This is a genomic window from Planctomonas psychrotolerans (genome assembly GCF_008642235.1).
Lineage (GTDB): Bacteria > Actinomycetota > Actinomycetes > Actinomycetales > Microbacteriaceae > Planctomonas > Planctomonas psychrotolerans.
In genome coordinates, this window is the sequence record NZ_SJEV01000001.1 from 1,248,253 (window position 1) to 1,270,258 (window position 22,006).

20 protein-coding genes are annotated in these 22,006 nt (G+C 66.0%); 8 read left to right on the top strand and 12 right to left on the bottom strand.

The window, feature by feature from the left end; translation table 11 throughout:
* Window positions 1-66: 66 nt before the first annotated feature.
* The 8 genes from EY822_RS05555 to dnaA all read right to left on the bottom strand — a co-directional run bounded on the left by EY822_RS05555 (window position 67) and on the right by dnaA (window position 11,359).
* Window positions 67-477, bottom strand: coding sequence for a DUF3566 domain-containing protein (locus tag EY822_RS05555; RefSeq protein ID WP_150307357.1), 411 nt, complete (start codon window positions 475-477; stop codon window positions 67-69).
* Window positions 474-3,029: a DNA gyrase subunit A gene (gene gyrA, locus EY822_RS05560; protein ID WP_150307358.1), complete on the bottom strand. Its 2,556-nt coding sequence runs from the start codon at window positions 3,027-3,029 to the stop codon at window positions 474-476. The genes EY822_RS05555 and gyrA overlap by 4 nt, the downstream gene beginning before the upstream one ends.
* Window positions 3,030-3,147: 118 nt before the next feature.
* Window positions 3,148-5,199 (bottom strand): DNA topoisomerase (ATP-hydrolyzing) subunit B, encoded by a 2,052-nt coding sequence (gene gyrB, locus EY822_RS05565; RefSeq protein ID WP_150307359.1) that lies wholly within the window; start codon window positions 5,197-5,199, stop codon window positions 3,148-3,150.
* Between the two features lie 185 nt (window positions 5,200-5,384).
* Window positions 5,385-5,852, bottom strand: a complete 468-nt coding sequence (locus EY822_RS05570) for a DUF721 domain-containing protein (RefSeq protein WP_227497052.1) — start codon at window positions 5,850-5,852, stop codon at window positions 5,385-5,387.
* 169 nt (window positions 5,853-6,021) lie between these two features.
* Complete coding sequence (recF, locus tag EY822_RS05575; RefSeq protein WP_150307361.1) at window positions 6,022-7,203, bottom strand: DNA replication/repair protein RecF; 1,182 nt, start codon at window positions 7,201-7,203, stop codon at window positions 6,022-6,024.
* 14 nt (window positions 7,204-7,217) lie between these two features.
* Window positions 7,218-8,102, bottom strand: a complete 885-nt coding sequence (gnd, locus tag EY822_RS05580) for a phosphogluconate dehydrogenase (NAD(+)-dependent, decarboxylating) (protein ID WP_150307362.1) — start codon at window positions 8,100-8,102, stop codon at window positions 7,218-7,220.
* A gap of 36 nt (window positions 8,103-8,138) precedes the next feature.
* Window positions 8,139-9,287 (bottom strand): DNA polymerase III subunit beta, encoded by a 1,149-nt coding sequence (gene dnaN / locus EY822_RS05585; RefSeq protein WP_150307363.1) that lies wholly within the window; start codon window positions 9,285-9,287, stop codon window positions 8,139-8,141.
* A 650-nt stretch (window positions 9,288-9,937) separates the two neighbouring features.
* Window positions 9,938-11,359 carry a chromosomal replication initiator protein DnaA gene (gene dnaA / locus EY822_RS05590; RefSeq protein ID WP_150307364.1) on the bottom strand — a complete coding sequence of 474 codons (1,422 nt, stop codon included), beginning with the start codon at window positions 11,357-11,359 and terminating at the stop codon, window positions 9,938-9,940.
* 390 nt (window positions 11,360-11,749) lie between these two features.
* On the opposite strand from dnaA, the gene rpmH reads away from it, so the two are divergent.
* The 8 genes from rpmH to EY822_RS05630 all read left to right on the top strand — a co-directional run bounded on the left by rpmH (window position 11,750) and on the right by EY822_RS05630 (window position 16,787).
* Window positions 11,750-11,887 carry a 50S ribosomal protein L34 gene (rpmH, locus tag EY822_RS05595; RefSeq protein WP_010204566.1) on the top strand — a complete coding sequence of 46 codons (138 nt, stop codon included), beginning with the start codon at window positions 11,750-11,752 and terminating at the stop codon, window positions 11,885-11,887.
* A gap of 11 nt (window positions 11,888-11,898) precedes the next feature.
* On the top strand, window positions 11,899-12,240 hold the full coding sequence (gene rnpA, locus EY822_RS05600) for a ribonuclease P protein component (RefSeq protein WP_150307365.1): 342 nt from the start codon (window positions 11,899-11,901) through the stop codon (window positions 12,238-12,240).
* On the top strand, window positions 12,237-12,548 hold the full coding sequence (yidD, locus tag EY822_RS05605; RefSeq protein WP_150307366.1) for a membrane protein insertion efficiency factor YidD: 312 nt from the start codon (window positions 12,237-12,239) through the stop codon (window positions 12,546-12,548). The genes rnpA and yidD overlap by 4 nt, the downstream gene beginning before the upstream one ends.
* An 8-nt stretch (window positions 12,549-12,556) precedes the next feature.
* Window positions 12,557-13,513 (top strand): membrane protein insertase YidC, encoded by a 957-nt coding sequence (yidC, locus tag EY822_RS05610; protein ID WP_150307367.1) that lies wholly within the window; start codon window positions 12,557-12,559, stop codon window positions 13,511-13,513.
* Window positions 13,510-14,046 carry a Jag family protein gene (locus tag EY822_RS05615; protein WP_150307368.1) on the top strand — a complete coding sequence of 179 codons (537 nt, stop codon included), beginning with the start codon at window positions 13,510-13,512 and terminating at the stop codon, window positions 14,044-14,046. Before yidC ends, EY822_RS05615 begins: the two co-directional genes overlap by 4 nt.
* A 16-nt stretch (window positions 14,047-14,062) precedes the next feature.
* Window positions 14,063-14,689 (top strand): 16S rRNA (guanine(527)-N(7))-methyltransferase RsmG, encoded by a 627-nt coding sequence (gene rsmG / locus EY822_RS05620; RefSeq protein ID WP_150308780.1) that lies wholly within the window; start codon window positions 14,063-14,065, stop codon window positions 14,687-14,689.
* Window positions 14,690-14,820: 131 nt separating this feature from the next.
* Window positions 14,821-15,744 (top strand): ParA family protein, encoded by a 924-nt coding sequence (locus tag EY822_RS05625; RefSeq protein ID WP_150307369.1) that lies wholly within the window; start codon window positions 14,821-14,823, stop codon window positions 15,742-15,744.
* Entirely contained in the window at window positions 15,744-16,787 is a 1,044-nt protein-coding gene (locus EY822_RS05630; RefSeq protein ID WP_150307370.1) for a ParB/RepB/Spo0J family partition protein, read from the top strand. The genes EY822_RS05625 and EY822_RS05630 overlap by 1 nt, the downstream gene beginning before the upstream one ends.
* A 1,437-nt stretch (window positions 16,788-18,224) precedes the next feature.
* Here EY822_RS05630 and EY822_RS05635 read toward each other — a convergent pair.
* Genes EY822_RS05635 through trxB form a run of 4 tightly spaced genes read right to left on the bottom strand, consistent with a single transcriptional unit; the run spans window position 18,225 to window position 21,978 of the window.
* Complete coding sequence (locus EY822_RS05635) at window positions 18,225-19,190, bottom strand: D-alanine--D-alanine ligase family protein (RefSeq protein ID WP_150307371.1); 966 nt, start codon at window positions 19,188-19,190, stop codon at window positions 18,225-18,227.
* Window positions 19,191-19,195: 5 nt separating this feature from the next.
* Complete coding sequence (locus EY822_RS05640; RefSeq protein ID WP_150307372.1) at window positions 19,196-20,521, bottom strand: aminotransferase-like domain-containing protein; 1,326 nt, start codon at window positions 20,519-20,521, stop codon at window positions 19,196-19,198.
* 56 nt (window positions 20,522-20,577) lie between these two features.
* Complete coding sequence (trxA, locus tag EY822_RS05645; protein ID WP_150307373.1) at window positions 20,578-20,898, bottom strand: thioredoxin; 321 nt, start codon at window positions 20,896-20,898, stop codon at window positions 20,578-20,580.
* A gap of 60 nt (window positions 20,899-20,958) precedes the next feature.
* Entirely contained in the window at window positions 20,959-21,978 is a 1,020-nt protein-coding gene (trxB, locus tag EY822_RS05650) for a thioredoxin-disulfide reductase (protein WP_150307374.1), read from the bottom strand.
* Between the last annotated feature and the right edge of the window lie 28 nt (window positions 21,979-22,006).

The window sequence follows — 22,006 nt, forward strand, 5'->3', positions numbered from 1 at the left end:
ACCGTATGCACGCCCCAAACCTCGAATCGCCGCCGTCCGCTCCGGTGCGGATGGCGCGCTCCCGGGTCAGTGGTTGGTGAAACCGACGAGGAGACCCCCGGTCAGCCGCACGCTGAGGTTGTACAGCATGGCGGTGATGGCGCCGAGCACGGTCACCACCACCACGTTCAGCAGCGCCACGATGACCGCGAAGCCCATCACCTGCGGGAGCCCGACGATGGACTCGAGCGCGAAGCCCGACCCCTCTCCGGCGACGTCCTGGAACAGCTGATTGACCTGTTCGAAGATCCCGGTCGACGCGATCACGGTCCAGACCAGGAACGTGACCACGACCATCACGATGCCGAGCACCACGGACAGGAGGAAGGCCAGCTTCAGTGCGGACCAGAAGTCGATGTAGACGAGCTTCAGCCGCACCTGCTTGGCGGACGGCGTTCGCGCGGACTTCTGCGCCAGCTTGTCGGCGACACTACTCATGAATTCGTTTCGTCCTTCCCGGCCTGGTCATCCAGCGGAACGACTTCGGCTTCTTCCTGTTCGATCAGTTGACCGACCAGGTTGCGCTCGGAATTCTTGGCGAGGGCGATGATCCGATCCTCATTCGCGAACCGTGCGAATACGACACCCATGGTGTCGCGCCCCTTGGCCGGCACCTCGGCCACGGCAGAGCGTACCACCTTGCCGCTGGCGAGAACCACGAGCACCTCGTCCTCCTCCGACACGATGAGGGCTCCGGCGAGATCCCCGCGCGCCTCGGCGAGCTTGGCCACCTTGATGCCCATTCCGCCGCGATTCTGCACGCGATACTGGTCGGCCGAGGTGCGCTTGGCGTAGCCGCCCTCGGTGACGATGAAGACGTACCCCTCCTCACCGACCACCGATGCGGAGAGCAGCGTGTCGTCGCCGCGGAAGGTCATCCCCTTCACCCCGGAGGTCGACCGGCCCATGGGGCGCAATGCCTCATTGCTCGCCGTGAAGCGGAGCGACATTCCCTTGCGGGACACGAGGAGCAGGTCGTCGTGCTCGTCGACGAGACGCGCGGACACCAGTTCGTCCCCGTCCCGCAGGTTGATGGCGATGATTCCGCCGGTGCGGTTCGTGTCGTACTCGGGGAGCGCGGTCTTCTTCACGAGTCCGTTACGGGTGGCGAGCACCAGGAATTGCGCGGCCTGGTAGTCGCGGATGTCGAGCACCTGCGAGATCTCCTCGTCGGGCTGCATCGCGAGCAGGTTGGCCACGTGCTGACCCTTCGCGTCGCGGCCGGCCTCCTGCAGCTCGTACGCCTTGGCGCGGTACACCCGCCCCTTGGTCGTGAGGAACAGCAACCAGTGGTGGGTGGTCGTCACGAAGAAGTGCTCGACCACGTCGTCCGCCCGCAGCTGCGCGCCCTTCACGCCCTTGCCGCCGCGATGCTGGCTGCGATAGTTGTCGCTTCGCGTGCGCTTGACGTATCCGCCGCGGGTGATGGTGACGACCATCTCCTCCTCGGGGATCAGGTCTTCCATGCTCATGTCGCCGTCGTAGCCGAACATGATCTCGGTGCGACGGTCGTCGCCGTACTTGTCGACGATCTCGGTGAGCTCCTCGCCGATGATCTGACGCTGGAGGCTGGGGGTGGCGAGGATCCGCTGGTACTCCGCGATCTCGCGTTCGAGCGTCTCGGCCTGCTCCACGATCTTCTGGCGCTCCAACGCGGCGAGCCGGCGGAGCTGCATGTCGAGGATGGCGTTGGCCTGCAGCTCGTCAATGTCGAGCAGGTCGATCAGCCCGGATCGCGCCACCTCCACGGTCGCCGAGGCGCGGATCAGCGCGATGACCTCGTCGAGCGCGTCGAGCGCCTTGAGGTATCCGCGCAGGATGTGGGCGCGGGCCTCCGCCTCGCGCAGGCGGTAGACGGTGCGCCGCACGATCACGTCGACCTGGTGGTCGACCCACGCGGTGATGAAGCCGTCGAGGGCCAGCGTGCGCGGGATGCCGTCGACGATCGCGAGCATGTTGGCGCCGAAGTTCTCCTGCAGCTGCGTGTGCTTGTACAGGTTGTTGAGCACGACCTTCGCCACCGCGTCGCGCTTCAGCACGATCACGAGGCGCTGTCCGGTGCGCCCGGACGTCTCGTCCCGGATGTCGGCGATGCCGCTCAGGCGGCCGTCCTTCACCAGTTCCGCGATCTTGATCGCGAGGTTGTCGGGGTTGACCTGGTACGGCAGCTCGGTGACGACGAGGCAGGTGCGGTTCTGGATCTCCTCGACGTTCACGACCGCGCGCATCGTGATCGACCCGCGACCAGTGCGGTAGGCATCCTGGATGCCGCGAACGCCGAGGATCTGCGCACCGGTGGGGAAGTCCGGGCCCTTGATGCGCTGCACCAGCGCCGCCACCGTCTCCTCGTGGCTCGCGTCGGGGTTCTCGAGCACCCACATGGCGCCGGCCGCGACCTCGCGGAGGTTGTGCGGGGGGATGTTCGTGGCCATGCCGACCGCGATGCCGACCGATCCGTTGACGAGCAGGTTCGGGAAACGGCTCGGCAGCACGACGGGTTCGAGCGTGCGCCCGTCGTAGTTGTCCTGGAAGTCGACGGTCTCCTCGGTGATGTCCCGGACCATCTCGAGGGCGAGGGGCGCCATCTTGGTCTCGGTGTACCGGGGAGCGGCGGCCCCGTCGTTGCCCGCGGATCCGAAGTTGCCCTGTCCGAGAGCCAGCGGGTATCGCAGGCTCCACGGCTGCACGAGGCGTACGAGCGCGTCGTAGATCGATGCGTCGCCGTGCGGGTGGAACTGCCCCATCACCTCGCCCACCACGCGGGCGGACTTCGAGAACGAGCGGTCGGGCCGGTATCCGCCGTCGTACATGGCGTAGATCACCCGGCGGTGCACCGGCTTCAGGCCGTCACGGACCTCGGGGAGCGCCCGGCCCACGATGACGCTCATCGCGTAGTCGAGGTAGGAGCGCTGCATCTCCAGCTGGAGGTCTACCTGCTCGATGCGGTCCCGGGCGTTGTCTTCGACCTGGGGGGTGTTGTCATCTGCCATGTGCGTCGGATTCTTTTCTCGCGTTGCGGTGCGGATGGGCCGGCCGGGTGGGCGCGGGCCGGAGTGTCCGGGGGCGGTGCTCGCCGGTCACGATTCCGGTCGGCACCCGCCGCTCGGATCAGATATCGAGGAAGCGCACGTCTTTGGCGTTCCGCTGGATGAAGCTGCGGCGGGACTCGACGTCCTCCCCCATGAGCGTCGTGAAGATCTCGTCCGCGGCGGCGGCGTCGTCGAGCGTCACCTGCAGGAGCGTGCGCGTCTCCGGATTCATCGTGGTCTCCCACAACTCCTTGTAGTCCATCTCGCCGAGACCCTTGTAGCGCTGGATGCCGTTGTCCTTCGGCACGCGCTTGCCCGCGCGGAGACCGTCCTCGAGCTTCACGTCTCGCTCGCGGTCGGTGTAGACGTACTGGTGGTCCGCATTCGACCACTTGATCCGGTAGAGCGGCGGCTGGGCGAGGTAGACGTAGCCCAGGTCGATCAGGGGCCGCATGTAGCGGAACAGCAGCGTGAGCAGCAGCGTCGTGATGTGCTGGCCGTCCACGTCGGCGTCGGCCATCAGCACGATCTTGTGGTATCTGGCCTTCTCGGGGTCGAAGTCCTCCCCGATGCCGGCACCGAACGCGGTGATCATCGACTGCACCTCGTTGTTGCCGAGCGCGCGGTCGAGCCGCGCCTTCTCCACGTTGAGGATCTTGCCGCGCAGCGGCAGGATGGCCTGCGTCTCAGGATCGCGGCCCTGCACGGCGGATCCGCCGGCCGAGTCGCCCTCCACCATGAAGATCTCGGAGCGGGCGGGATCCTTGCTCTGGCAGTCCTTGAGCTTGCCGGGCATGCCGCCCGACTCGAGCAGGCCCTTGCGGCGCGTGTCGGCGCGGGCCTTGCGGGCGGCGAGCCGGGCGAGGGACGCCTGGATGCCCTTCCGCACCACGTCACGGGCCTGGCTGGGGTTGCGGTCGAACCAGTCGGCGAGGTGGTTGCCGGTGACGCGCTGCACGTAGGCCTTCGCCTCGGTGTTGCCGAGCTTGGTCTTCGTCTGGCCCTCGAACTGCGGTTCGCCGAGCTTGACCGAGATGACCGCGGTGAGACCCTCGCGCACATCCTCGCCGGTGAGGTTCTCGTCCTTCTCCTTGAGGATGCCCTTGTCGCGGGCGTACCGGTTGACCAGCGTGGTCAACGCGGCGCGGAAGCCCTCCTCGTGGGTGCCACCCTCGTGGGTGTTGATCGTGTTGGCGTAGGTGTGCACGCTTTCGGTGTACGCACTCGTCCACTGCATCGCGACCTCGAGCGAGATGCGGCGCTCCTCGTCCTCCGACTCGAACGCGATGATGTCGGGGTGCACGAGTTCCGACTTCTTCTGCCGGTTGAGGTATTCGACGTAGTCGATGAGTCCCTGCTCGTAGAGGAACGACTCCTCGCGCTGCTCCTCGCCGTCGAGCTCGCGCTCATCGATGAGGGTGATCCGCAGGCCTTTGTTGAGGAACGCCATCTGCTGGAACCGCACTCGCAGGGTCTCGTAGTCGAACTCGACGGTCTCGAAGACGTCCTTGCTCGGCCAGAACGTGATGGTGGTGCCGGTCTCCTCGGAGCCCTCGCCCTGTTCGAGCGGTGCATCGGGCACGCCGTTGGTGAAGCTCTGGCGCCACACGCTGCCCTGACGGCGCACCTCCACGTCGAGGGAGGACGAGAGCGCGTTCACCACGGAGCTGCCGACCCCGTGCAGGCCGCCCGACACCGCGTATCCGCCGCCGCCGAACTTTCCGCCGGCGTGCAGCACGGTGAGCACGACCTCGACGGTGGACCGGCCCTCGACGGGGTGGATGTCCACCGGGATGCCGCGACCGTTGTCGATGACCCGGATCCCGCCGTCCTTGCGCATCACCACGGTGATGGTGTCGGCGTGACCGGCGAGCGCCTCATCGACGGAGTTGTCGACGATCTCCGACACCAGGTGGTGCAGTCCCCGGGGACCGGTGGAGCCGATGTACATACCCGGCCGCTTGCGGACGGCCTCGAGGCCTTCCAGCACCTGGATGTCGCCGGCTCCGTACTCGTTGGCGACCTTGGTGCGCTTGTTGCGGTGTTCGGGATCGATGACCTCTGCGTCATCCTCGATGTCGGACTGCCGAGGGGGTTCGATGGGCTCGGGGGTGGAAGACTCTGACGTCATGAAGGAAGGGCTCCTGCCGGTTCGTTCGGGTCGCCAAAGCTGTAAGGACCTGTAGATCGCGGAGGCGATCGAGGCGGGGATTCGGCCGGTTAGGCGACCCTTAAGTCTACCAAACGCCACCCCGCGGTCCGGCCGGAATCGCGGTTCTGCGGGGATTCGGCGAAGGGGAAATGGCCGAGTTCGGGTCAGCCGTAGGTGTCGCGGGGTCCTCGACCCGGGATCGATCGCGGCCCGCGCTTCCACGAGGGGGCGTCCGGGCCGGAGAAGCGGATCGACTGCACTCCGGCATCCGGATACCGTTCGGCGATGCGCGTGGTGATCTCCACCCGCATGAGGCGCAATTGCGTGGCCCAGGCCGTGGACTCGCACTCCACCGTGAGCGTGCCGTCCTCGATCCCCACCGGTGTGGAGTGCGCCGCCGTGTCCGCACCGGCGATCTCCGCCCAGGCGAGCATGAGGTCGGAGCGGGCCAGCGGGGAATTCCAGCCCATGCGCGCGGTGAGTCCCTCGACGATGGAGCCGAGCCGGTCGGGGTCGCGTCCCGGGGAGAACGGAGCACTGCCGGTCGTCGACTTCTCGTTGCGCTTCCGCGCGGTCGCACCGCGCACCGCCGGATTGCCGAAGACCCTGCGGAACCGCTGGTACACGGCCACGGACTCGCTCTCGGCCGCCGATCTTTCGGTCTGCGAGCCCTCGGTCGGTGAATCCCCGGTCGGTGAGCCCCCGGCCCCCGAGTGCCGGCTCCCCGAGTTCCGGCTCCCCGAGCGCTCGGCCCCCGAACCCCCGATACCTGAACCTGTCGACGGGCTCCGCCCGTCCACGTCACGCATCCGGCTCGCTCCCGACGATCCGGCCTGCCTCGATGTGCACCGTGTGGGCCCGGAGCGCCTCGGGTACGTCGCCGTAGACGGCAGCGGTGATCAGCACCTGACCGTACCCGCCCACCGCGTTGGCCAGGCGGGCCCGGCGCGCCTCGTCGAGCTCGGCGAACACGTCGTCGAGCATCAGCACGGGATCGCCCGTCGTCGATTCCCGTCGAAGCAGCTCCGCCGATGCGAGCTTCAGAGCCAGCGCGAACGACCACGACTCACCGTGACTCGCGTAGCCCTTCGCCGGCAGACCGTTCAGCGTGAACACCACGTCGTCACGGTGCGGTCCGGCGAGGGTGACGCCGCGGTCCAGCTCCCGGCGTCGCAACCGTTCCAGTGCGACGGTGAACGCCCGGGCGACATCGGCGCCATCGGTCGCATCGGGCAACGCCTCTCCCGGGGTGGGTGCGGAGTCCTGCTCCTCATCCGGGTCGGCACCCAGGATGCTGAGCGCCGGGCGGAGGCTCGGACCGTGATCCGCACCGGCGACGGCCTCGTATCCGCGCTGCACCTCGGGCGTCAATTCCCCCACCAGGCGCGCACGGGCGACGATGATCTCCGCACCGAGGGAGACCAGTCGTTCGTCCCAGATGTCCAGCGTGCCGAGTTGGTCGGCCTTGAGGCCCCGTGCCCGAGCCGACTTGAGCAACGAGTTGCGCTGCCGCAGCACCCGGTCGTAGTCCGCGAGCACACCGGCGAGCCGGGGGGTGCGCAGCACCAGGAGCTGATCGAGGAACCGACGCCGACCGCCCGGGTCGCCGCGCACGAGCGCCAGATCCTCCGGGGCGAAGAGCACGCTCGAGAAATAGCGCGGGAGCTCCCGCGTGCGCACCGCGGATCGGTTCACCTGCGCTCGGTTCGCCGCCCCGCGGTTGAGCTCGACCTCGACGAGCAACTGGCGATCCTCGTGCTCCAGGCGCGCCCGGATGATCGCCGACGGGGCATCCATCCGGATGAGTGCCGCATCCGTCGACACCCGGTGCGAACCCAGAGTGCTCAGATAGCCGAGCGCCTCGACCAGATTCGTCTTGCCCTGACCGTTGCTGCCGACGAACAGGTTGGCACCGGGTTCCAGCAGGACATCGGCCTGCCGGTAGTTGCGGAAGTCCGTGAGCGACAACAGTCGCACGAGCATGGCGACTCCCGTCGTTAGGACTTCTTGACCGCGTGCCCGCCGAACTGGTTGCGGAGCGCGGCCACCGCCTTCATGGCGGGGGACTCCTCCTGGCGCGACACGAAGCGGGCGAAGATCGACGCGCTGATGGTGGGCACGGGCACCGCCTGGTCGAGTGCTTCCTCGATGGTCCACCGACCCTCACCCGAGTCGTCGACGTACCCCTCGATGCTCTCGAACTCCGGGTTCTCCTCGAGCGCCTTGACGAGCAGTTCGAGCAACCAGGACCGCACGACCGTTCCGCGCTGCCAGGCCTTGAAGGTGCCGGTCACATCCTTGATCACGTCGTCGCGCGCCTCGAGCAGTTCGTACCCCTCGGCGAACGCCTGCATGAGCGCGTACTCGATGCCGTTGTGCACCATTTTCGCGTAGTGCCCCGCGCCGGTCTCGCCGGCGTGCACGAAGCTCTCGTCCCGCGGACCCTCGGGGCGCAGGGCATCGAACACCGGCATGGCGCGCTCGACCTGGTCGGCCGCTCCGCCCGCCATCAGGCCGTAGCCGTTGTCGAGTCCCCACACGCCTCCGGACACACCGACGTCGAGGTAGTGGATACCGAGCTCGCGCAGCTGCTGCATGTGCACGAAGTCGTCGGTGAAGCGCGAGTTGCCACCATCGATGACGAGGTCGCCCTCGTCCAGGATCCCGGCCAGGTCGGTGATGACGGCGTCGGTGATCTTCCCCGCCGGCACCATCACCCACACCAGGCGGGGCGCGGGGAGCGCCTCGGCGAGTGCCTCCAACGTGGGCACATCCGAGACGTCGGGCCGGGTGTCGTACCCGGTGACCTCGATGCCCGCTCGCTCGAGGCGCGCGCGCATGTTGTTGCCCATCTTTCCGAGGCCGACGAGACCGATATGCATGAGAACTCCGTGGGGTCGGGAACGCGCGGGGAAGAGCTAGCGCAGCAGCAGGTTGGGCTGCAGCAGGTACCGGTAGTTGTCGGCGCCGGCCTGATCCTTGGACGACTGGCTGGTGATGAGAACCGGGCCGGGCTTGTTGGGGTTGTCGGTCTTGGTGAACGACAGACGGACGAACTCGGAGTGCACCGCGCCGAGACCGTCGAGAAGGAACTGCGGCTTGAGGGACACGACGGTGTCGTTACCGGTGAGCAGAGCGTCGATGTTCTCCGACGCCTGCGCCTGCTCGGATCCGATGGCCTCGAGGGTGAGTCCGTCGATCGTGAATGTGAAGCGCAACGCGGCCTCGCGCTCGAGTACCAGAGACACGCGGCGGGTGGCCTCGATGAGGTCGGCGGTATTGATGACCGCGTAATTGTCGACGGTCTCGGGGAAGAGCCGCTTCACCGGCGGGAAGTTGCCCTTGATGAGGAGCGACGTCACCGTCTTGCGGTTGGCGCTGAAGGCGATGAGTTCGCGCTCGTCGGTCGCCGTGATGGCGACGGAGATCGTCCCGCTGTGCCCGAAGGTCTTGCCGATCTCCTGCAGTGTGCGGGCGGGCACCAGGGCGGTGGAGGTCTCCCCCGATGCATTGTCCCCGCGGTCCCAGTCGATCTCGCGGACGGCCACGCGATAGCGGTCGGTGGCGACGAGGCCCAGGCTGGTGTCGCCGATCTCGAGCTGGACGCCGGTGATCACCGGCGTGACGTCATCCCGGGAGGCGGCGACGGCCACCTGGGACACGGCGGTGGCGAACGAGTCGGCCGGCAGCAGACCGGACTCCGCGGAGATCTCCGGGAGGCTGGGATATTCCTCCACCGGCATACTCAGCAACGTGAACTTGGCGGCACCGCAGGACACGGAGATGCGCGCAGCATCCGTCGAGAACTGCACCGGGGCGTTCGGCAGGCGGCTGGCGATGTCGGCGAGGAGCCGACCGGAGACGAGGACTCGCCCCTGCTCCTCGACGTCGGCGTCGATCTCGGTTCGTGCCGAGACCTCGTAGTCGAACGACGACAGCGTCAGACCCGATTCCGTCGCCTCGATGAGCACGCCGCTCAGGATGGGAAGCGTGGTGCGCTGCGGAAGGAGCTTCACGGCGAACGACACGGCCTCACTGAACACGTCGCGGTTCGCCGAGAACTTCACGTAGGCACTCCGATCTGGACGGGGAGAGTGGTGGTCAACTCTACCGGGGTGCGACCATCCGGGACCGGAGCCGCAAACAGTTACCGTACACCCCGGCCGAGACGCCTTGGGAGCGGTCGTCGCTCGACCTCGACGGCGACGACGGAGCGCAGGAGGGTTATCGGGTTTTCTTGAATAACCCTTAATGAACAAAGGCATTAACGACTGTGGAAACTGTGGACAACTTCGCGGATGCCCGGCCGGAGTAGGGAACTACACGGCTGCAAGTTGTGTCGTCCCTGTGCGAACCGTGTGGAAGTGCGGTCCGGGCCGAGGGAGGCGAATGACTCGGGTTCCACACCGGAACGCGAGAACTCCACAAGCGGAACGACCTCTGTCCACAGTTATCCACAGCTTGTACACACATGTGTAATTCGGCCAAATCGACCCCTGATACCGGTGATGAGGCGCCGAATCGGGCACTCCCGAGTCCATCGGGGAGGCAGAGAGGGGCGTGGATCGCGCGCTTCGGGTCGTCGTACCGCGCCTGTCGACGAGGTGGGGGCTCAGAGGGGTGAGGAGCCGTCTGGCGCAGGGCGGGGACGCTCGATCCAGAGCAGACGGGGGGTCGGTCGAAGCAGCGGTGCCTCGTCGTTCCGAGGCGGACGGCGTCAGATCTTGCCGTAGCGGTGGTTTTGCTTGATCCGGCTGGTGAGCTCGGTGACCTGGTTGTAGATCGAACGACGCTCTTTCATGAGTTCGGTGATCTTCTTGTTGGCGTACATCACCGTGGTGTGGTCGCGGTTGCCGAACAGTTGGCCGATCTTCGGCAGGGAGAGGTTCGTCAGTTCTCGGCAGAGGTACATCGCGATCTGCCGCGCCGTGGCGATCGCCTGCGACCGCGACGAACCGTAGAGGTCGTCGACCGACAGCTTGAAGTAGCTCGCGGTGTGATTGATGATGTCGACCGGCGCGATCACGTTGTCGTCATCGAGCGTGATCAGGTCCTTCAGCACCGTCTGGACCAGCGTGAGATCCACGGCAGTGCGATTCAGACTGGCGAAGGCGGTCACCCGGATCAGGGTGCCCTCGAGCTCGCGGATGTTCGAGGTGACCTTCGTCGCCATGAATTCCAGGATGTCGTCGGGCACCTGCAGCTGCTCGCTCTGCGCCTTCTTGCGGAGGATGGCGATGCGGGTCTCGAGATCGGGCGCCTGCACGTCGGTGATGAGGCCCCACTCGAAGCGGGAGCGCATGCGGTCCTCGAAGCCGGTGAGATGCTTCGGCGGCAGGTCGCTCGTGATCACGACCTGCTTGTTGTGATCGTGCAGGGTGTTGAAGGTGTGGAAGAAGGCCTCTTGCGTGGAGTCCTTGCCCTGGAGGAACTGGATGTCGTCGATGAGCAGGATGTCGATGTCGCGATAGCGCGACTGGAAGAGCGACGAACGGTTGTTCGCGATCGAGTTGATGAAGTCGTTGGTGAATTCCTCGCTGCTCACGTAGCGCACCCGGATGCCGGGGTACAGGCTCATCGCGTAGTGGCCGATGGCGTGGAGCAGATGGGTCTTGCCGAGTCCGGACTCGCCGTAGATGAACAGCGGGTTGTACGCCTTCGCCGGCGCCTCGGCCACCGCCACGGCCGCGGCATGGGCGAACCGGTTCGACCCGCCGATCACGAAGTTGTCGAAGCTGTACTTGGGGTTCAGTCGTGAGTCCGACCGACTGTGGGCGGGCGCCATGTCGGTGACGGTGGGGACCTTGGGCGTCTCGATGTACGGCGCATCGGCCTGATCCGGTTGACGCTCGAACGCGTCGCGGCCGATCTCGGGGTTCACCACGATCGCGAAGTTCGTGACGCCGAAGCTGTCGTCGACGGAACCGATGGCGTTCAGCAGGGGCACCCGGATGCGTTGCTCGAGCATGCCCCGGGTGAGTTCGTTCGGCACCTCGAGATAGATGGTGCCGGTCATGATGCCCTTGGGTTCGACCAGGCTGATGAATCCGTGCAGCTGGGGCGTGATCCGGTTGTCCGCGGTGAGCGAGCCCAGAATGGACCGCCAGATCTCCACCGTCGGATCCGCGCCCTGTGCCATTGGTGTCCTTGCCCTGATCGGGAACCGACGTGCGGTTCCGGTGCGTGTTCCCGAGCGAACTGCCGTCGTCGCGGAAGTTACTCACATAGTTATCCACCTGTGTGAGGAAATCCTCAAGCCGAGTCTCGGTACCCCGCGGCGGCGTTCTCCGATTCGCCCTCACGCTAGTGAGGCCCGAGGGGGGAGACCAAATTCACTCTAGGTGTACCGGCATGTCAATACCGCGACGGTCCCGAATCTTGTGGATAATCAACGGTCCCGGTGCGCCCGGTTTGACCCCGGCGCGGGCAACACGTAGTTTTAATCAGTTGACCCCAGCCCTTTCGGGCTGCCCCATTTTTCCCCGGCCACCTTTCTTCGGCCTGTGGATCACACCTGTGGAGATTCCCCATGAGCAAGAGAACGTTCCAGCCGAACAACCGCCGCCGGGCCAAGGTGCACGGATTCCGTCTGCGCATGCGCACCCGCGCGGGCCGCGCCATCCTCGGTGCTCGCCGTCGCAAGGGCCGCACCGAACTCTCCGCGTAACCCCTCCCCGGGTGTTGGCGAAGCCGCATCGATTGACCAGTGCCGCCGACTATCGCGCCGTCGTGCGCCGTGGTCGGCGATACGGGTCGCCTCATGCGGTCTGCTACGTCCGGGCGAGTACCGCAGCGACACCTGCGCGCTTCGGTTTCATCGTGTCGAAGAAGGTCGGCATCGCCAATCGGCGGAATCTCGTCCGCCGGCGCCTGAAAGCGATCGGGCATGAGCTGGTGAGTCGAATTCCCGCGGGAACGGACATCGTCATCAGGGCATTGCCAGGGTCCGACGATGTGCCGTGGGCTACCCTGCACACAGAGATCATCACTGCCATAGACAAGAGCGTCGGGACAGCATGAAGACGGTTGCCACCTTCCTCCTGCTGCTCCCCCGCAACATCATCGTGGTGCTGCTTCGGATCTACCGGGCGGTCATCTCGCCGCTCTACGGCGATGTGTGCCGTTACTATCCGTCGTGCTCCGGGTACGGTCTGCAGGCGGTTCAGGAACACGGCGTGATCGTCGGCGGATTCCTCGCCGCTCGACGGGTAGCCCGGTGTCATCCCTGGGCGGCGGGCGGGATCGATGACGTTCCCCGCCGACAACCCGCCCGTTACGGTCTCACCCGCTTCGGATTCGTCGTACCAGCCGGCCACGGAAAGGCTTAACCCGCAACATGGACATCCTCGGCACGATCCTCTGGCCCATCAAGTGGGTCATCGAGCTGATCCTGGTCGGCTTCCACACGCTGTGGACCGCCATCGGCATGGACCCCGCCGCCGGTATCACGTGGGTGCTCTCCATCGTGGGACTGGTGCTGATCGTCCGCGCCGCGCTGATCCCGGTGTTCGTGCGTCAGATCAAGAGTCAGCGGAAGATGCTCGAAGTCGCGCCGCAGCTCAAGAAGATCCAGGACAAGTACAAGGGCAAGCGCGACCAGTTCTCCCGTGAGGCCATGTCCCGCGAGACCATGGCGCTGTACAAGAAGACCGGGACAAACCCGCTCAGTTCCTGCCTTCCGCTCCTGCTGCAGATGCCGATCTTCTTCGGGTTGTTCTCGGTGCTCAACGACGCTCAGCACGACAAGGCCGGCGTGGGCATGCTGAGTCGCGACCTCGCGGACTCCTTCGCCAACTCCGAGCTGTTCGGTGCGCCGCTGCGGGCCACGTTCCTCGACAACGGCGGCAACCCGTTGGTCATGGTCATCGCGGCCGTGATGGTGCTCCTGATGACGGCGTCGCAGTTCATCACCCAGTTGCAGATCATGGCGAAGAACATGTCGCCGGAGGCCAAGAACAGCCCGATGTTCCGCCAGCAGAAGATCCTGCTGTACATCCTGCCGCTCGTCTTCGCGGTCTCGGGCGTCGCTTTCCCGCTCGGTGTGATGTTCTACTGGCTCACCAGCAACTTCTGGACCATGGGCCAGCAGTTCCTCGTCATCCGCAACATGCCCACACCGGGCAGCGAGGCGGCGAAGGCTCGCGAGGCGCGGCTTCAGAAGCGCGGCAAGCTCGCGCCGCCGGAGCCGTCGACCGGGGCGACGATCGTGATCGAAGAGAAGAAGCCCGCGCAGCGGGCGCAGCCGGTGGGTAAGTCCCGGGCGAAGAAGCAGTCCGGAGGAAAGAAGAGATGAGCGACGTGACCGGGATCAGCGACACCACGAACGCACCCGAGGCCCCTGTGGTGCCGGAGGACGATCGCGTCCCTCTCTCGCAGTTGGAGGAGGAGGGCGACGCCGCCGCCGACTACATCGAGGAACTTCTCGACATCTGCGATCTCGACGGTGACATCGACATCGCCGTTCGAGCCGGCCGCGCGTACGTCTCGGTGACGGCGGGTGCCGACAGCAACATCTCGGTGCTGTCGCAGCCGGACACGGTCGCCGCGCTTCAGGAGCTCGCTCGCCTCGCGGTGCAGAGCAAGACCGGTGCATTCTCCCGGCTCATCCTCGATGTCGGTGGGTCGCGTGAAGCACGTCAGGCCGAACTGGCGCAGCTGGTGGACCGTGCGATTTCGCGCATCGAGGCGGGTTCCGCCAGTGCCGCGCTCCCTCCGATGTCATCGTACGAGCGGAAGCTGGTGCACGACATCGTCGCCGACCGCGGCTACACCTCGGAGTCCGAGGGTGAGGGTCGCGACCGCCACACGGTCATCTCCCCCGCCTAGAGCCGACGATCTCGTGATCAGCGAACTCGAGGCCGAGCCGCAGTCCGCGGAAGTGCTCTTCGGACCCCGGATCGACCAGGCGAGGGCCTTCACAGCGGCTCTCGCTCAGCATGGTGAGGAATGGGGTCTCATCGGACCGCTCGAGTTGCCTCGCCTGTGGACCCGACACGTGCTCAACTGCGCGCTCGTGGCCCCTCTGCTGCGGCCGGGAGTGGTCGGGGATGTCGGCAGTGGTGCCGGCCTACCCGGAATCGTGCTGGCGATCGCCCGGCCGGATGTGTCGTTCGTGCTCATCGAACCCATGGAGCGGCGGGTCGCTTGGCTCGATCGGCAGAAGACGGAACTTGGTCTCGACAACGTGACCGTGCTCCGAGCTCGTGCCGAGGATGCCGGCACCAGCGTGGCGCTGGATCAGGTGACGGCCCGCGCGGTGAGTGCGTTCCGCAAGCTGATCCCGCTCACCGTTCCGTTGGTCAAGGACGGCGGGGAGCTCGTATTCCTCAAGGGCGCAAACGCCGAGAACGAGATCACCGCCGCCGCGAAGGCCATTCGCACCCATCACCTGCGCGACGTCGAGGTGCTCGTGCTGGGCGAGGGCGTGGTGCCCGAGGTCACCCGGGTGATCCGGGCTACAGTGGACTGACCGACTCCCACGCCACACGAGAGTTCCTCACGCGTGGCGTTCTCTGCGCTGCCGGAGTGCGGGAGTATGTGCCCTACCGGATTGACCCAGAGCGCGGATGCGCCGCGCGGCCCCGACGCAGAAGGTTTCACGTGACACAGCCCGAGAATCCCTCTCCCCCACCCGCGGCGCGAGGCTTCGACGGATCGACGCCGCTCGCCCGTGAGCTGTCGGAGAACACCCGCCGGCGGAACGCCCTCGCCGCGCAACAGCTTCCGCTCCCTCCGAAGACCCGGGTGTTCACGGTGGCGAATCAGAAGGGTGGAGTGGGGAAGACCACCACGGCGGTCAACCTCGCGGCCGCGCTCGCGAAGTCGGGTGCTCGCGTGCTGGTGATCGACCTGGATCCCCAGGGCAACGCCTCCACGGCGCTCGGCGTCGAACACCGTGCTGACACGATCAGCGTGTACGACGTGCTGGTGAACGATGCGCCGATGGACGAGGTGCTGCAGAAAAGTCCGGAGTTCGACTCCCTCTACTGCATCCCGGCCACGATCCACCTGGCTGGTGCGGAGATCGAACTGGTGTCGCTCGTGGCGCGGGAGCAGCGACTGCGGACGGCGCTCGAGCGTTTCGCGGAGGAGTCCGACGAGGAACCGTTCCACTACGTGTTCATCGACTGCCCGCCGTCGCTCGGACTGCTCACCATCAACGCCTTCGTCGCCGCACGCGAGGTGCTCATCCCGATCCAGTGCGAGTACTACGCGTTGGAGGGCCTGAGCCAACTGCTGAAGAACATCCAGCTGATCGAAAAGCACCTGAATCCCGATCTCATGATGTCGACGATTCTGCTGACGATGTACGACGCGCGAACGAATCTCGCCCAGCAGGTGGCGCAGGACGTGAAGACCCACTTCCCCGACGAGGTACTCGACACGATCATTCCGCGTTCGGTGCGGATCTCGGAGGCGCCGAGCTATGGGCAGAGCGTCATCAGCTATGACTTGAATTCCCCGGGCTCGCTCTCCTACCTGGAGGCGGCAGCGGAACTGGCACGACGAGGAGCACCGAACTGATGGCAACGAAACGAACAGGCCTCGGCCGCGGTATCGGTGCTTTGATCCCGATGTCCGACGAGACGCGCTCGCGTCCGGTCGATGTCTTCTTCCCCACGTCCTCGGGGAACGCCGATGACGGACGTACGGAGAGCGCACGCCGGCGAAACGCCGCCGCCGCGCACGATGATGCCCATTCCACAGACGATGCCGATTCGGCTGAAACACCTCCTGATCAGGGATTACGTTCGGTTCCTGGTGCCCGGCTCGCCAATCTGGACCCGAACGACATCGTGCCGAACGCACAACAGCCCCGCACGGACTTCCGGCAGGAGGAGCTCGACGAGCTCATGGCGTCGATTCGCGAGATCGGAGTGCTGCAGCCGATTGTGGTGCGGCCGGTTGATGACGCGGTCGACGGCGCTCGCTTCGAACTGGTCATGGGTGAGCGCCGGCTGCGTGCGACGAAGGCCCTGGGATTGACGAGCATCCCCGCGGTGATCAAGGATACGGCCGACGACGCCATGCTTCGGGACGCACTGCTGGAGAACCTGCACCGTTCGGAGCTCAATCCCCTCGAAGAAGCCAGTGCCTACCAGCAACTCCTCTCGGACTTCGGGATCACGCAGGAACGCTTGGCCGAGCGCATAGGGCGCTCGCGACCGCAGATATCCAATACATTGCGACTACTCCGGCTTCCCGCGATCGTGCAGCAGCGGGTCGCGGCGGGTGTGTTGAGTGCCGGCCATGCCCGCGCCGTCCTTTCCGTCGTCGACGAGACGGAGATGATTCGCCTGGCTGACAAGATCGTGAACGAAGACCTCTCCGTCCGCGCGGCGGAGGCCGCCGCCACCGCCCGGCCCCGCGCCATGCGACCTCGGCCCGCCCCCTCGTCGCGTCAGGGCGCGCTGGATGAGGTGGCAGAGCGGCTCGGGGATCGCTTCGACACCCGTGTTCGCGTGTCTTCGGGCGGTAAGAAGGGGTCGATCATCATCGAGTTCGCGACGATCGCTGATCTCAACCGCATCACACGTGAAATGGGCGTGGAGGGCTTCGGGTCTTAGCCTGTGTTTCACGTGAAACATGGGTATTGACGTCCTCGCCACTTCTGACGGTCGACGATCGAGACCTCGCGGCGGCAACGACGGCTGTGTCACGTGAAACGGCCTCCATGTCCGTCGTCAGCAATCGTCGTCTGGTGCCCAGCGTAGATCGGCTGACGTTACCCCGCGGGCGCCGGCTTGCGTTCGCGGGCAGGCGGCGAATACGTCTCTGTGGGGCATTGTCGGGAACCTGCGGTCCGGCGAGGACTTCTACTCCACCGTAATCGCCTAGTCACCGTGTCGGGTCCGACAGTTCGGTCACGAAGCGCGGGTTGCCACGTCCTCACGATCCACCGCTCCCGAGCCAACCGATGTGGTGCTCGTCAGTCGGCCTGTCATTGACCCGCTTCTGCGGCCGCCGGATCACGGTGTTCCTCTCTGGCTCGGTTCACCGCCCCTGTGGTCGCCCTGCAGACATGTTTCACGTGAAACGCTCATCTGAGCACGACACTACGACACCCACGTTTGACTGAGTGTGGAAAGGGGTGACGGCGGCACCGCGGCCTGGTGGCGGTGCGTGTCGTGCATGAGTTTCACAGAGCGCGGAAGCGAATGTTTCACGTGGAACAACCCGCTTGAATGACGTCTCTAATTTGCCAGCGTCGCGGCGCGGGTAGCCGGGGTCTGGCAATGACCGGGTCGGTCGCCGCACGGCGGCAAGGGAGTGGTACTCCGACGCAAGCGTGTGAGGCGCCGCGCAGTCCCTGATGATGTCAACAGGATGGCCGCTCCCGCTCTCCTGTGGGAAGCGGGCCGTTCTCCGAGAGGTTATCGCCGAGCGAACTCGAGCCTGTTGAGGGCGGCGACCTCGTGTTTCACGTGAAACATTCGCCGCAAGCGCTCGATCGACGAAACTCGCACACCCGAACGGCGATGTCATGGGAAGTGCATCCGTACCGCAGGTCGCCGCGCACGTCCGATGAGGCGGGCAGCGTCGCATCCGGGAGCAAGGTCAGAGGCCAGGTAATTGCCCGTTCGATTGCTGTAGTCGCGGGGGAATCTACTGCAAGCCACCTTCGCAAGCGTCGGATGATCGAGTCGTCGCCAGTCCCGACGAATTGATCTCCCGGATTCGCTGCCACCACAGGGTGGAGGGGCCATTGGCTTTCCACTTCAGGCTCTCGATAGGAGCTGATATCGCCAATCGTGCACACGACCGTCGGAGAAATTCATGGAGGCAGTGCAGCAGTTCCTCCGGTGCTCGCACTTTCCGCCGCCACGTGTGGCGGCATGGGGCGCGAGACCCGATGCACATGAGTCCTGACGGCGCTGTCTCCCGATATATTGCGACGCGGCCATCACCGCATGGGTGAGTTGTGCATACAGCGTGGGAGCGTCAACCCGACGTACGCCGGTAGCCGTAATCGCGTCGCTATGTCGCGTCGCTATGTCGCGTCGCTATACCGCCGCGGCGTCTCGCATGGCCTGCTCGGCGAGCGCCAGGTAGATGTCACCGAGCTCGTGCGCCGACGCCTCGATCGCCTGGGGAACGAGGGACGTTTCGGTGAGCCCGGGGAGCACGTTCACCTCGAGGAACCACGGCGTGCCACTGTCGTCCACGATGAGGTCCACGCGGGAGATGTGCCGAAGACCAAGAGCGGCGTGCGCGGCCAGCGCGGCCTCGGCGGCCCGCGCTGCAACGTCGTCAGTCAGTCTGGCCGGAGTATAGAAGCGTGTCTCGCCCGCGTTGTACCGCGCTGCGTAATCATAAACCCCTGATACGGGGACTATTTCCGTCGCTGGCAGTGCCACCGTGGCGCCATCCGTCTCCAGCACTCCAATCGAGATCTCCGTGCCCACGATGCACTGCTCGACCAACGCGACATCGACATACGTGTAGGCGTCGACCATGGCACGGGGAAGGTCGTCGTCGGAATTCACCAGTGAAACGCCCTGCGCTGATCCCCCCTGAGCAGGCTTGACCACCACCGGGGCCGTCATCACCGAGAGGATGGACTGCAGCACGCTCGATGCGCCCAACTCGCGGAAGGTATCCTTCGGCAGGGTCACCGACGCGGGTGTGGCGACGCCGGCGCGAGCGACGAGCGTCTTCGCGGTGGGCTTGTTCCATGCGAGACGGGCGGCACCACTCGGCGACCCCACGTAGGGGATGCCGGCCAGTTCGAGCAGGGCGAACAGAGCACCGTCCTCGCCACTCGCACCGTGCAGAGCGGGCCACACGACGTCGGGCGGGTTCTCCCGCAGGTAGGGCAGTAGGGTGGAGTCCGGCTCGCGCAGAATGACCCGGGCACCGCTCGACTGCAGACCGTCGGCGACGCGGCGGCCACTGCGCAGCGATACATCGCGTTCATGCGAGATGCCGCCGGAGAGCACGACGACGGTGAGGGGAGCGCGAGTGGTCATGGCGGCTAGTCCAAATCCGGTGGTGGGCTGGCGTAGTGGCTGTCGGGTCGCGCGGCATCGAGCGCGCCGGTACCCGCGAACGTCTGCAGGAGATCCAGTTCCCCGTTGATCACCGTGGCGAGGCGACGGATGCCCTCACGGATGCGATCCGGGGTGGGATAACAGAACGACAGACGCATCGCGTGGCGTCCTCGCCCGTCGGCGAAGAACGCGGTGCCCGGTGTGTAGGCGACGAGCTCCTTCACGGCCCGCGGCAGCATCTGCTTGGCGTCGAGCTCGTGCGGCAGGGTCAACCAGATGTAGAAACCCCCGGTGGGCACGGTCCAGGAGAGGTGCGGCAGGTACTCGTTCAGCGCGCTCAGCATGGCATCGCGTCGCTCGCGGTACACGTCCCGGAAAGTGTCGATCTGCCCCTGCCAGTCGGCCGTGCGCAGGTACTCCGCGATGATCAGCTGGCTGAACGAGCTGGGGGACAGGGTGGCGGACTCCGCCGCGAGGATGAGCTTGTCGCGGATCGCATGCGGCGCGAGGGCCCACCCCACCCTGAACCCCGGAGCCAGGGTCTTCGAGAACGAACCGAGGTAGATCACTCCGTCGTCATCGGATGCTCGGAGCGCCTCGGGCGGTTTCTCGTCGAAGTAGAGCAAGCCGTACGGGTTGTCCTCGAGCACGAGGATCTCGTTGCGACGGGCGATCTCGAGCACTTCGGCCCGTCGTTCGCGTGTGAGCGTGACGCCGGCCGGGTTGTGGAAGTTGGGGATGGTGTAGAGGAACTTGATGGTGCGTCCCTCGCCGCGCAGACGGGCGATCGTCTCGCGCAGCGCCTCGGGGATGAGGCCATGCTCATCGATGGCGACGTGCGCCACCGACGCCTGATAGGAGCGGAAGACCCCGATCGCCCCCACGTAGCTCGGTGCTTCGGCGAGGATGACATCGCCGGGATCGATGAACAGCTTGGTGACGAGGTCGAGCGCCTGCTGCGATCCCGTTGTGGTGACCACGTCGTCCACACTGCCCGAGATGCCTTCGAGAGCCATGATGTCGAGGATGTGCTCGCGCAGCACCATCGTGCCCTGACCGGAACCGTACTGCAGTGCCATCGGGCCGGACTCGCGCATGACGCGCTCCATGGCCGAGGTGATCAGTTCCGCCGGGAGTGCCGAGACGTAGGGCATTCCGCCTGCGAGCGAGACGACCTCGGGGCGTGAGGCGACGGCGAAGAGGGCACGCACCTCACTGGCGCTCAATCCGGCCGTTCGCTGCGCGTAAGAGTTGAACCACGGGTCGAGGTTGGTTCCTGGCAACCCCCGGTCGTTCGGCGGTGTGTTCACCGAACCAGCCTATCCGCGCCGGACCGGGGTCCAGGACGGACAGGCTGGTGCAGGGCCTAGCCCAGGTACTCGGCGAACTCCTGCTCGAGTGCCGGCTTCGGCTTGGCGCCGATGACGGTCTTGACGACCTCTCCGCCCGAGAACACCTTCATCGCCGGGATGGACGTGATCTGGTACTTCATCGCCGTCTCGGGGTTGGCATCCACATCGAGCTTCACGAGCTTGACGCCGGGGTTCTCCGCGGCGATCTGGTCGAGCACGGGGGCCACGGCCTTGCACGGGCCGCACCACTCCGCCCAGAAGTCGACGATCACGGGGGTGTCGGCGTCGAGGACGTCCGACTGGAAGCTGGCGTCGGTCACGTTGAGTGCGGACATGGTTCTCCTTCTATTGATTCGTGTGCCGGACCGGGCAGGACGCCCGAGCCGGAGGACGGGTTACGGCGCGCCGACCAGTTGGCCGTCGGCCGTTACGGTGCTGCCGGACGCGGGGGAAGTGGGGCTCGAGTCGCCGTCGGCGGGTGCGAGGAGCTCCTCGGGCAGGGTGGCGAGGAAGTGCTCCGCGTCGAGTGCTGCGACCGTGCCCGAGGCGGCGGCGGTGATGGCCTGACGGTAGGTGGGGTCGATCACGTCTCCGGCCGCGAACACTCCGGGCAGGTTGGTGCGCGACGAGCGACCCTCGACGGCGAGCGTGCCCTCCTCGGTCAGATCCAACTGGCCGTGGAACAGGTGCACGCGCGGGTCGTTACCGATGGCCACGAAGAGCCCGGTGACGTCCAGGGTGCGCTTCTCCCCGGTGCGGGTGTCATTGAGCACGACGCCGGTGACCTTGTCGGCCCCGAGGATCTCGTCGATTGTGGCATTCCACACGAACTCGATCTTCTCGTTCGCGAATGCACGGTCCTGCATGATCTTGGAGGCGCGCAGGGTGTCCTTGCGGTGCACCACATACACCTTCGACGCGAACCGGGTGAGGAACGTGGCTTCCTCCATGGCGGAGTCACCGCCACCAACCACGGCGATCTCCTTGCCGCGGAAGAAGAACCCGTCGCAGGTTGCGCACCAGGACACTCCGTGGCCGCTCAGGCGGTCCTCGGACTCGATGCCGAGCTTGCGGTAAGCCGATCCGGTCGCGACGATCACCGCGAGAGCCTCGAGGGTCTCTCCCGATCCCACGGTGACCTTCTTCACCTCTCCGGAGAGATCCACGCTGGTCACGTCGTCGTACAGCACCTCGGTGCCGAATCGCTCCGCCTGAGCCTGGAAGTGCTCCATGAGCTCCGGACCCTGCACGCCCTCGGGGAATCCGGGGTAGTTCTCCACCTCGGTGGTGTTCATCAGTTCGCCCCCGGCTTCCACGGAGCTGGCGATCAGGAGCGGTGCCAGATTGGCGCGAGCCGCATAGATCGCCGCGGTGTAACCGGCGGGTCCGGATCCGATGATGATGATCTGACGCACGAAGTCTCTCCTCACGGGCGGAAAATGG

Excerpts from the sequence above, each read along its gene's own strand:
- EY822_RS05555 (WP_150307357.1), bottom strand. The coding sequence starts at position 477 with ATGAGTAGTGTCGCCGACAAGCTGGCGCAGAAGTCCGCGCGAACGCCG.
- gyrA (WP_150307358.1), bottom strand. The coding sequence starts at position 3,029 with ATGGCAGATGACAACACCCCCCAGGTCGAAGACAACGCCCGGGACCGC.
- gyrB (WP_150307359.1), bottom strand. The coding sequence starts at position 5,199 with ATGACGTCAGAGTCTTCCACCCCCGAGCCCATCGAACCCCCTCGGCAG.
- recF (WP_150307361.1), bottom strand. The coding sequence starts at position 7,203 with ATGCTCGTGCGACTGTTGTCGCTCACGGACTTCCGCAACTACCGGCAG.
- gnd (WP_150307362.1), bottom strand. The coding sequence starts at position 8,102 with ATGCATATCGGTCTCGTCGGCCTCGGAAAGATGGGCAACAACATGCGC.
- dnaA (WP_150307364.1), bottom strand. The coding sequence starts at position 11,359 with ATGGCACAGGGCGCGGATCCGACGGTGGAGATCTGGCGGTCCATTCTG.
- rpmH (WP_010204566.1), top strand. The coding sequence starts at position 11,750 with ATGAGCAAGAGAACGTTCCAGCCGAACAACCGCCGCCGGGCCAAGGTG.
- yidD (WP_150307366.1), top strand. The coding sequence starts at position 12,237 with ATGAAGACGGTTGCCACCTTCCTCCTGCTGCTCCCCCGCAACATCATC.
- yidC (WP_150307367.1), top strand. The coding sequence starts at position 12,557 with ATGGACATCCTCGGCACGATCCTCTGGCCCATCAAGTGGGTCATCGAG.
- EY822_RS05615 (WP_150307368.1), top strand. The coding sequence starts at position 13,510 with ATGAGCGACGTGACCGGGATCAGCGACACCACGAACGCACCCGAGGCC.
- EY822_RS05630 (WP_150307370.1), top strand. The coding sequence starts at position 15,744 with ATGGCAACGAAACGAACAGGCCTCGGCCGCGGTATCGGTGCTTTGATC.
- EY822_RS05635 (WP_150307371.1), bottom strand. The coding sequence starts at position 19,190 with ATGACCACTCGCGCTCCCCTCACCGTCGTCGTGCTCTCCGGCGGCATC.
- trxA (WP_150307373.1), bottom strand. The coding sequence starts at position 20,898 with ATGTCCGCACTCAACGTGACCGACGCCAGCTTCCAGTCGGACGTCCTC.